Consider the following 10,215-nt stretch of genomic DNA (forward strand, 5'->3'; position numbering starts at 1 on the left):
AGATAAACAAACTGAACAAACAATCATGAATTTGTTTAAAGAGCATTTCGCTAACAAAACAGTCATTTTCATTACGCACCGTTTAGTCGAACTAGATACTATGGATGCAATTTGTTTGATCGAGCAAGGTGAGATTGTAGAGTACGGAAGTCACTCTGAATTGACGGCTCAAAAAGGTCGTTACTATCAGTTGAATCAATCTTTATAGCTAATATAGAAACACGAACGTCCCGATCTTCAATGAAAGTATGAAGTAATAAAAACGCCGCTAACTTAGCGGCGTTTTTTGTCGAATAGAACGTTGAATCGGCTGTTCAACTAAGCGTTTGCTTCTTCAAACTCTTTCATGAAGTTAACAAGTGCCKGAACGCCTTCTAAAGGCATCGCGTTATAGATAGAAGCACGCATGCCACCTACAGCCCTGTGGCCTTTTAACGATTTAAGACCGGCTTTATCTGCCAGATCTAAAAAGGTGGCATCTAGCTCAGGCTTCGCTAATTGGAAGGGTACGTTCATACGAGAACGGTTATTACTGTGAACTTCATTCTTATAGAAGTCAGACTGATCAATATAGTTATACAGTAGCTGAGCTTTCTCAGCGTTAATACGTTCAACTGCTTCTACTCCACCCTGCTCTTTTAGCCACTTGAACACCATACCTGATAGATACCATGCAAAAGTTGGTGGCGTGTTAAACATCGATTCCTTCTCAGCCAACACTTTGTAGTTCAATACACTTGGTAAAACTTCGTTAGCAAGCTCTAAGAGATCATCACGAACAATAGCAATACAAATACCAGCAGGTCCTATATTCTTCTGGGCACCTGCGTAGATCACGCCGTACTGAGAAACATCAATCTTTTGAGAAAGAATGTTAGAAGACATATCGGCAACAATCGGCTTATCAGTTTTAGGCAGCTCATTGATTTCGATGCCATCGATTGTTTCGTTCGGACAGAAATGTACATAAGCTGAATCAGCATCCACTTTCCATTCAGAAACAGGCAATACAGCAAGCTTGCCATCAATCGTCGTTTTCGCTTCAAAAGCGTCGATTTCACAATATTTCTTAGCTTCTGCAACCGCGCTTTCAGCCCAGTAACCAGCATTAATGTAAGTCGCTTTAGTAGCCTCGCCTAGTAGGTTCAGGGGAACAGCTGCAAATTGAGCGCGAGCACCACCCTGACAGAACAGTACTTTGTAGTTACTAGGTATATTCAGTAGGTCACGTAGGTCTTGTTCAGCTTCTTCTGCAACTTTCAAAAACTCTTTACTACGGTGACTAATTTCCATAACCGACGTACCTAACCCATTCCAATCAATAAGATCGGCTTGGGCTTGCTTCATCACTGGTTTTGGTAATGCAGCGGGGCCTGCACTGAAGTTAAATACGTTATCTAAGGTCGGTTCCATTGGGGACATTGCTCCTGCTTATTTTGTTAACTAAGCAAGTAATAGCATGTTTTACGTCACATAAAAAGCAACAAAAGAGGTCTTGAGACCTCTTTTGTTGTGTATCGAATAAAATAACCATTAATGCTCATTTAGCCGCATAAGATTAGTTACTTTTGAAACAGGTATTACTGCATCAAGATAGGCATCATTAAAGCAAGTAACGGCACTTGTTGTCCATTTTCAAACACTAAGTTTCCTTTTTCTAACTGCGCCTTAATTTCATAACCCTTGTCGGTTCGATTGATCATTTCCATAACGATCAGCTCATCAACACCTTCTTTAATAAATGGGTACTCTTCAACCAATTCATGAGAGAAGTAAGTATCTAAATTACCTTGTAACGCTGGAAGAATCATTGCTGGGTCTTGGCTTACGTTATCGGTACCTTCCGGCACACTAACCAACCACTGTGATTCAAATTCACCTTTACCCAAGTTTAATGACATCTTATTCATCGATAAATCGAAGCCTTTCGCGAACAATGTGTCAATGTAAGGAATAATTTCCTTAATGTCTTGCTCATTCATAACTGGTGTATCTTGGTAAATAGAAAACACTTTTTCAAATGATGCGCTGTCTAGATTTGCCAGTTCAAAATCCACATTCAGGTCATTGACTTCCCCGTCGCTAGATTTCAGTGAAGCAATCTCAAGCTTCATATTGTTGCTTAGGCGTTTCGTTGTTTCATCAAGATCAGATACAAACTTGTAAGTCGAACCTTCAATGGAAAAATAAGGTGCCGCTGCTGCGTCTGTGACAAGAAACGAGTCAATCGAAAAGGCTTGGTTTCCTAACCAGTAGCCATTGGCTTGTTTGCCTTCTCCGCTACCGGTTAGATTCGTAAAAGAAACTTCTTCGCCAGAATCAAAGTCAATTTGAATCGAAGGAATAGACAGCTCATAATCGATTTGCCCTAGAACCGTTGCATGGCCTTTAAGGTACGACTTGGTTACTGAAATCGCGACACCTTCTTCGTTTAGGCTTTGGYGKCTTAATGGGCTCAACTCAAAGTTGAAATCGCTATTACCGTTTAACTGAGTTTTAGTCGTTAGCGTTAGTGGTAATGCCTCAAAGTTTTCCAGAGTCGATATAGCATTGAGGCTAATAAGCCCGTGGCCAACGTCACTGTTTACAATAAATTCAGTTGGTAAGCCGTCGATCTCTAACTGTTCTTTTAAAGTTTCATCCATAACAGTGAAACGTGTTTTGACGCTTGATGATAGATAACCACGGTCAAATTCAACCAGTTCCGCTTTCACTTTTGAATTCGAAAGGTTTGATATGCCGTCTGTGACAACGTTCTGACCAATTTGACCAACCGCTAACGGCCAACATAATGCGAGAGAAATAGCTCCGCCGATAGCACCGATTTTTCTAAGTTGTTCCATGAGATTCTTCTAACCGTAAATAGTCTTTCAGCTAGTCTAACGTATCCAGTTGAAACTGGAAACATTGAGATAAATCAGCCTATTGCTTGATATCTTAATTCTCAGGTCTTTTTTGTACTCAGCTCTCAACCCAAAAATAGAATTATTGATAGATTGTTTAGGCAATCTTTCTCAAGAGTAAATCAAGTGAACCGCTACGCAATTATTTGTTTAGACAACAATCCAGTAAGCACCGAACAGATCCGTTCTGAACTAGCGCCTTTCAGTAAACATTTTGATATTCACGCTGTTGATAATATTGATGAAGCTCACCAAGCTTTGGAATTTATGCAGCAACACAAACAAAACGTCGCTTTAGTGATCAGTCACCACCATTCTCAATTCAACGGCGTCCAATTTTTAGTCGATCTAGAACAACTTCCTCAATCAAAACAAGCTCGAACTATATTGGTCAGCCACTCGTCTGACATTCAGGCGATTCTAAAAGCCGTCAATGAAGGGAGGTTAGATCAGTGCCTCACTAAACCACTTCAAGACAAAGTGCTTTTCAAATCAGTTCTGAAGGAGCTCACTACTTTTATCATCGAGAATGAGTCCGATGAATTGCTCAAATATAGCCAAGTGCTCGATCATCATCGATTACTCAAAGCTCACATCGATTTTCAAATGCGCAACTATCAGGCAGGTTTCATTCATGACTTCCACGACATGTCTGACCTAAATTTGGCTGAGAGTGTTATTGCAGCTTTGCTAGAATTCTTTTCTCATAGCGATGACTCAAAAGCGCTAAGAACCTACTCCGCTGAGCATTTATTAACTAAAGAAGGGGAAGCCAACCGATTCTTATGGTTAATAACCCAAGGCCAAGTCGCACTCTACAAAAAAGATAAATATGGACAACAAAGAGAAGTGGTAAGACACACGAAAGGAAACCTGGTTGGGGGAATGTCATTTGTCACAGGGGAGGATTCATTCTCGACAGCCATTACTCTCACCGACACCAAAGTTATAAAACTTGACCGAGATATTTTTGCTCAAGTAATGCAGTCGAATAGCCGCCTTCTACCATTATTTACCAACCTCCTACTTAGACACTTTAACCGCCGCTTGCAAAGAAGCATAACGACAAAACTGACCCTCCAGAAGACACTGGAATCACTCGAGTCTGCACATCAACAACTCATCGAAAAAGAAAAAATGGCCATGCTTGGTCAACTAATTGCTGGGGTTGCCCATGAACTTAACAACCCTATAGCGGCGATTTTGCGCAGCGTAGAAACTCTGTCATCAAGTCTAGAAAATATCTTACAGCAAAGTACTCCAGAGAGTTGTGCATTGCACGACGCAGTCAACAGCATCGGTACGCAAGGGCTCGATATAATACGAAACGCCAAACAATCTCAGCCACTTTCTACTGCAACAGAAAGACAACTCGTCAGTAACTTGCTTCCTACAGTAGAAAATCGGCAAATAGCTAAAAAGTTGGTTCGCCTTAAGTTAAACGAAAACCAAGATTACATTCGCTCTCTACTTGATAACGAGTCCCCTCTTCAAGAGCTTGAAGCACTCGAACGTTACCACCTGACTGGTAACGCTATTCGTTCAATATCCGTTTGCGCTGAGCGTATTGCTGACATGGTAAAAAGCCTAAAAGGTTATGCTCGTGAAGATGATGAAAAGCTACATATTGTAGATATTCATGAAGGCATCGAGGACACATTAGTCATTTTCGAAAATAGGCTTAAGGTCCACAAACTTGAAAGGCACTACCAGGCCGATCTTCCCCATTTATGTTGTCAACCTTTCGCCCTACAACAAGTTTGGACAAATCTGTTATCAAATGCTCTAGACGCCCTACCTACCTGTGGTGAAATCACTGTCACGACCAGAACCGAAAGTCGCCTAGGTAAATCCGGTATTGTTGTAGAGGTTTTAGATAGTGGTCACGGGATCCCTTCAGGCAAAGTTACATCCATATTCACACCAAATTACACAACGAAGAAAGAAGGTAACTTTGGACTCGGAATTGGATTGTCCATATGCAAACAAATAGTTACAGCACACAATGGGGATATCTCAGTTGATTCGCAGGTTAACGCATTCACTAAGATAAAAGTTTGGCTACCACTGATATCAGAAGGAAATTCAAATGAATAAATACTTAATTTTATGTGTCGATGACGAAATTGAAATCCTTGAGAGCGTATTACAAGACCTTGCCCTATTCGAAGAATATTTCATTGTTGAGGGAGCTGAATCTGTCAGTGAAGCAAAGCAAGTCATCTCTGATATGGAAGAAAATCATGTTCCGCTAGCTTTGATTTTATGTGATCACATTATGCCGGAGCAAACAGGGATTGATTTCCTAATTGAGTTAAACCAATCTGAAGCCACTTCAAAGTCACGCAAGGTGCTATTGACAGGTCAAGCAGGGTTAGAAGACACCATTACCGCAGTGAACAATGCCGCGCTCGATTTCTATATAGCAAAACCTTGGGATGGTGAAGGACTTAGGAGCACACTACGATCTCAGCTCACTGAATACATGATCGACAACGACAATCAACTGCTATCCTGGTCGTCATTTTTAGATACAGAAAAAATTTTTGATGCTATGGCCGCAAAACGCAATAGTTTTGGCGAGTAAACCCTATGAACTTCGTACACTCAAGCTAGGCTATGGCACTTAATTTGCTTGTTTTTTGGCTAAACGACAAAGGAATGACATTTTAATTGATTACTTTTCCTGTAGATATATTAAACTGTCGTGAAGTTAACGGTTTGCCCTAAAGAGCTAAAACCAAAGGGATTAACAAAAATTAAGGTTTACTGTAATTATGCGTAAAACACTACTGACCGCAGCAATGCTTTTAGCATCAACTCATGCATTAGCTGAGGATCCAAATCAACCAAGTGTAATGAGCAACTTCAGCTACGATTACTTTGAAGCTCGTATTGGAGCTAGCCCAGTAACTTTCGGTGCTGCGATGAGCAAATCAATACATCCAAATGCTCATGCTATTGCTCGTATTGATTCTGAATTTGAAGGTGACTACGATTCAGCACTCGGTCTAGGCTTCCACTCTCCAATTAACAATTGGGCGGATCTTACTGGCGAAATGCTAATGCGTATCGTTGATAAAGCAGGATCTGGTAGCTCTGCTGATACAGGCGTTGAGATAAACCTTGGTGTTCGCCAATGGCTTGGTCCTCAACTTGAAGTTGGTGGTAAAGGTGCGTACGTTTCTATTGATGATAACGACGATTGGGTTGGCTCTGTATACGCTCGCTTCCACTCAACAGAACTATTCTCTATTGGTGCTGAAGCTCGAATCAATGATATATACGGTGATCAACTAATGTTCACTACTCGCTTTAAGTTCTAAGTGAAGTAAGCAATATTCAGATACTAAAAAACCGAGGAAATCCTCGGTTTTTTATTAGCGGTTCAAATTTGTAAGAGATAATCCTTTACTCACCTACAAGTTATATTTCGATTACTGGCAGCCGTCTAACAACTGTTGTTTACGCGGTTCTTGAAGTAGCTTCCAATGGATACCATCGATCGCACCTGCGAATTTCCAAAGTAGCTTCACGTCAACATCGTTACCATAAGCACTTCTTACTTTGCTAAAGACTGTCGGTGCGCCTAATTGCATGAACGTCGCAACATCATCAACGCCCGCTTTTTTCACCATACGCTCTAACGTTAGCTGCATATTCGGTAAGTCTCTTAAACGACGACTAGCCGAAGACTTTTGAAAGCTACGTTGTTGAATTGAGTTATCAATCGACAAACGAATAATGGCATCTAAATCTGAACTTTGGCTGCAGAACAACTCAGTAATATCGTAATAGTTTACTGTTGCTGTTGTTTGCTTTTTCACATGCTTATATTTTTCACAGTTCAAAAGCGTCAATTTTTTATCTAGTGTGCTACCACCACGAATGAATAAGTGCTCTTCACTTACCAACGCAAACATAGCTTCATTTTGAAACAATCCTATACCGCCGAACATAGAACGTTTCTGATACTCTCCAAATTTACCTACGTAATCGTAAAATGCTTGCTCTATCATATCCATTGACCTTTAATCTTGTTACCCCGATTAGTATGATCACCAGATAGCAGCTTTTTATATGCGAAAAGTTATTAATAATTAGTTAACTGTAATATTTGTTTTAGTCGTTAACCTTGAATTAATCATACTTCACTATGAAAATTAAGTCTGGACTAAGTTCACATTGATTGGTCAAAAATCAAACTTTTGTATGATAAGCATCACATTGCATCATTACGGTCGCTATTTATTTGACGCTCAATAATCAAATATACCCATATTTATAATGAGTTATTTTTCATCGCATTATATTGCCAGTACGCAAACCTGATTGTAGACTGAGTGCATAGTCAGCCACACAGTACCTATATGAACCATTTATCCTTCTTTTGGTTACCTCATAATAAAGACCTTTTACTCAAAGGGTTAGCAAGTGAGTTTTCACAACTTGTTGAACATTCAATCTCCACAGGGAAAATATCCCTACCCCCGATCCCAGATGTCGTTTTAAAGATTCAGCAACTATGTACTCTTGATACGACAGGTATTACGGAAGTGGCCGATTGTTTATTAGAAGATCCTGGCCTAACAGCAATCGTAATTCGAGTGGCCAATTCAGTCGTATTTAATCGCCGAAATATTACCTGTACCGATTTGGTTACCGCCGTATCTCGGCTTGGGATTCTTCGCGTTAGAGATATAGTTACAGCTCAAGCTATAGAGCAGTTAAAGCACTCTGTTAATCTAAATAAAGAATGTAATAGCCTATTAGTACAAAGTGCATCTATTTCACGAGAGCTTGGCGCAACAATGGTTTTGGTTACAAATCACTTTAAGTCGCTCCAACCAAAGCAATATAAGTACCTTGAGCATGAGAAAGCATTACTTGTTGGCTTGCTTGCCGACATCGGGTTGTTTTGTTTAGTTAGTGAGTATCATTTATATCAAGAGAAAGGTAACTACCTAGACCATGATATCGCTTTGCAGATATTCCAATCCCAATGTTCTCAGACAAGCAAGCTTGTACTTAAGCATTGGGGGTTTGATTCAGACTTTATTGAGGTGTGCTCAAATAGTGTAGACAGGACAAATACTGTAGAAGTAAGTTACTTAGACATTGCTCGTATCGCCAATCACTTACTGTTGTTTCGTAGTCAAGACGATGCGATAGAAGACCATGAGGTTGAATTTAATGAGACCGGTGCAGAAGTACTTTATCAACTAAGTAACCTCAACGAGCATGAGTTTTCGTCGCAAATTAACGATGTGATTAACTCTAGCGGCCTATAGTTTTTCCTAAAGAGATTCACGAATAACCTAGTGAAGCTTCATACCACTTACTTTTTCTCACAATTGATTAGTTATCGATTGTTTCGTAGAGTGCCATGACACACTTTATTGGCACTCTACAAACCTCCACCTTCAAATGAATAAAAATAAACGCTAACTTCGCTTTCTTTCACCAACAACCTTTGATTAATTGCACAATCCCTAACCGTAATCCATTGAATATACGTAATATCCTGTGATCGAACACTCATAACTATAGCTCTACGCTTTTATTTTAGATACTCTATAAAAATCCCATTATAGGAAACTAGGATTCTATCATTGAGTTGCACAAATAGTTGTCGCGACTTTTATTAAATAGATAACTGGTCAGTATGATATGTCCCCCTTGCGATTTGATACCTAGGGGAGACGAACCAATATTTCATGGATTGAAGAGTTTTAGTTATGTTTTCAGGAATGATCTTTATATTTGCTCCTCTAATTGTGGGGTACCTATTTTCAATATCGAGTTCTGGTCTTCTTGATCAAATAAACAAATCAACATCGCGCCTTATTTACGTGATTCTTGCACTTATGGGGTTAAGCTTAGCGGCTCTGGATAATCTAGGCAGTAACTTACAGACCATCTTGCTTTACACCATCACCTTTTTTGCATGCTTAAGTGTATGTAACCTGCTAGCTCTGCCATTCATCGACAAGATTATTCCTCTTAAAACCGAAGGCAGTCAAAAGAAATTGCCCCTTTCTTCGATGGCAATGGAATCAGCAAAGCTAATTTTAGTCGTTGGTTCTGGGTTAATTCTAGGTTTAGTACTTTCAATTGACCTAAGTTGGGTGGACACAGCTAGCGAGTGGATTCTTTTCTTATTGCTCTTCTTCATTGGCATACAGCTTAGAAACAGTGGCTTAACACTACGCCAAATCTTACTAAATAAGCATGGTATGGTGATCGCAGCTACAGTTATTGTCACCTCCATGATTGGTGGCGTTTTTGCCTCTCTAATTCTAGACATCCCTCTTTATAATGCTCTCGCTATGGCTTCTGGATTCGGGTGGTATTCATTAGCAGGGATTTTGATGGGTGACGCATTTGGCCCAGTGTATGGTGGCGCCTCTTTCATGTTGGAACTACTGAGGGARTTAGTGGCTTTAGTACTGATCCCACTTTTCATTCGTACCAAGCCATGTACATCTATCGGCTATGCAGGTGCAACGGCTATGGACTTTACTTTGCCCGTAATTCAAACAACGGGAGGAGTGCGATGTGTGCCAATTGCGATTGTTAGTGGGTTTATTTTGAGCTTACTCGTACCTGTTTTAATGCTTTTCTTTGTATCTCTTGCTAACTAGATCGCAGGAATACACATCCACTTCGATTAGAATGCCTTGCTGAATACAATTACCGCTACAAAATCAGACTAACTGTTATTGCTCAACAAATATAAGTCGCGGTAATCTTTCGAATAGTAAAAATACCTAACAAGAATAACCCTAAAAGGAACCGTTATGAAACGCCTATGTGTCGCTTTACTGCTAGCTTCAACGTCAACCGTATCTCTAGCTGCTGACAATCAGTGTTTATCGGGTAAATATGATATGTATATCGATGCTTCATTAAATTGGTATGCAGACTTGGCTGAACTGACCTCATCTCAATACCCAGACTTAACTGAAGTAAGTGGATGGTTCCTTGAAGGCCGTAAGCACCACTTTGAATTAAACCGTGCTGCTGTGCATTACTACCTAGACAATGACGCTAGCAAAGTCGCAACAGAGCAACCTATCGAAGCATGGCTACAACTGGAACAAAAAGACGTTAAGCAACTATCCACCCGCGACGATGAGTTAGGCAAAATTGCGAAAACAACGTTTGATGACCGCCAGTCAACACCTCATGAAAAAAACTATGAGCTTCGCTCTGCATTTGCTGAATTGCTAAGTCACCCAAAACAAATTGACACAGCACTACAACGCTACAATAAAGCAATCAAAGATTTAGAAGCGACTCAGTGTAAATA

9 protein-coding genes and 1 pseudogene are annotated in these 10,215 nt (G+C 40.1%); 7 read left to right on the forward strand and 3 right to left on the reverse strand.

Features of this window, described 5'->3' with window-relative positions:
- Positions 1-208, forward strand: a pseudogene (locus L4C33_RS15905) (heme ABC transporter ATP-binding protein/permease CydC); the annotation flags it as partial.
- A 110-nt stretch (positions 209-318) separates the two neighbouring features.
- Here L4C33_RS15905 and serC read toward each other — a convergent pair.
- Together serC and L4C33_RS15915 are read right to left on the reverse strand one after the other, a co-directional pair.
- On the reverse strand, positions 319-1,413 hold the full coding sequence (gene serC, locus L4C33_RS15910) for a 3-phosphoserine/phosphohydroxythreonine transaminase (protein ID WP_428813405.1): 1,095 nt from the start codon (positions 1,411-1,413) through the stop codon (positions 319-321).
- A 167-nt stretch (positions 1,414-1,580) separates the two neighbouring features.
- A complete protein-coding gene (locus L4C33_RS15915) occupies positions 1,581-2,843 on the reverse strand; it encodes a DUF945 family protein (RefSeq protein WP_428813397.1) in 1,263 nt (420 codons plus the stop codon).
- A 186-nt stretch (positions 2,844-3,029) separates the two neighbouring features.
- Between L4C33_RS15915 and L4C33_RS15920 the strand changes: the two genes are divergently transcribed.
- The 3 genes from L4C33_RS15920 (at position 3,030) to L4C33_RS15930 (ending at position 6,229) form a co-directional block, all read left to right on the forward strand.
- Positions 3,030-5,000, forward strand: coding sequence for an ATP-binding protein (locus tag L4C33_RS15920; RefSeq protein WP_428813398.1), 1,971 nt, complete (start codon positions 3,030-3,032; stop codon positions 4,998-5,000).
- Positions 4,993-5,490, forward strand: a complete 498-nt coding sequence (locus L4C33_RS15925; RefSeq protein WP_428813399.1) for a response regulator — start codon at positions 4,993-4,995, stop codon at positions 5,488-5,490. The genes L4C33_RS15920 and L4C33_RS15925 overlap by 8 nt, the downstream gene beginning before the upstream one ends.
- Positions 5,491-5,680: 190 nt before the next feature.
- Positions 5,681-6,229, forward strand: a complete 549-nt coding sequence (locus tag L4C33_RS15930; protein WP_428813400.1) for a hypothetical protein — start codon at positions 5,681-5,683, stop codon at positions 6,227-6,229.
- A 111-nt stretch (positions 6,230-6,340) separates the two neighbouring features.
- Here the strand turns inward: L4C33_RS15930 and L4C33_RS15935 are convergent, their stop codons facing one another.
- Positions 6,341-6,922 carry a TfoX/Sxy family DNA transformation protein gene (locus tag L4C33_RS15935; RefSeq protein WP_428813401.1) on the reverse strand — a complete coding sequence of 194 codons (582 nt, stop codon included), beginning with the start codon at positions 6,920-6,922 and terminating at the stop codon, positions 6,341-6,343.
- Between the two features lie 351 nt (positions 6,923-7,273).
- Between L4C33_RS15935 and L4C33_RS15940 the strand changes: the two genes are divergently transcribed.
- From L4C33_RS15940 to L4C33_RS15950, 3 genes are all read left to right on the forward strand, one after another.
- Positions 7,274-8,194, forward strand: a complete 921-nt coding sequence (locus L4C33_RS15940; protein WP_428813402.1) for an HDOD domain-containing protein — start codon at positions 7,274-7,276, stop codon at positions 8,192-8,194.
- Positions 8,195-8,641: 447 nt separating this feature from the next.
- Entirely contained in the window at positions 8,642-9,547 is a 906-nt protein-coding gene (locus L4C33_RS15945; RefSeq protein ID WP_428813403.1) for a LysO family transporter, read from the forward strand.
- Positions 9,548-9,703: 156 nt separating this feature from the next.
- On the forward strand, positions 9,704-10,215 hold a 512-nt coding region (locus tag L4C33_RS15950; protein ID WP_428813404.1), incomplete at its 3' end, for a hypothetical protein.

Source organism: Vibrio makurazakiensis (assembly GCF_050337375.1).
GTDB lineage: Bacteria > Pseudomonadota > Gammaproteobacteria > Enterobacterales > Vibrionaceae > Vibrio > Vibrio makurazakiensis.

What these genes read in the sequence shown, in the direction of transcription:
- L4C33_RS15925 (WP_428813399.1), top strand. Translation starts at nt 4,993, where the DNA reads ATGAATAAATACTTAATTTTATGTGTCGATGACGAAATTGAAATCCTT.
- L4C33_RS15940 (WP_428813402.1), top strand. Translation starts at nt 7,274, where the DNA reads ATGAACCATTTATCCTTCTTTTGGTTACCTCATAATAAAGACCTTTTA.
- L4C33_RS15930 (WP_428813400.1), top strand. Translation starts at nt 5,681, where the DNA reads ATGCGTAAAACACTACTGACCGCAGCAATGCTTTTAGCATCAACTCAT.
- L4C33_RS15935 (WP_428813401.1), bottom strand. Translation starts at nt 6,922, where the DNA reads ATGATAGAGCAAGCATTTTACGATTACGTAGGTAAATTTGGAGAGTAT.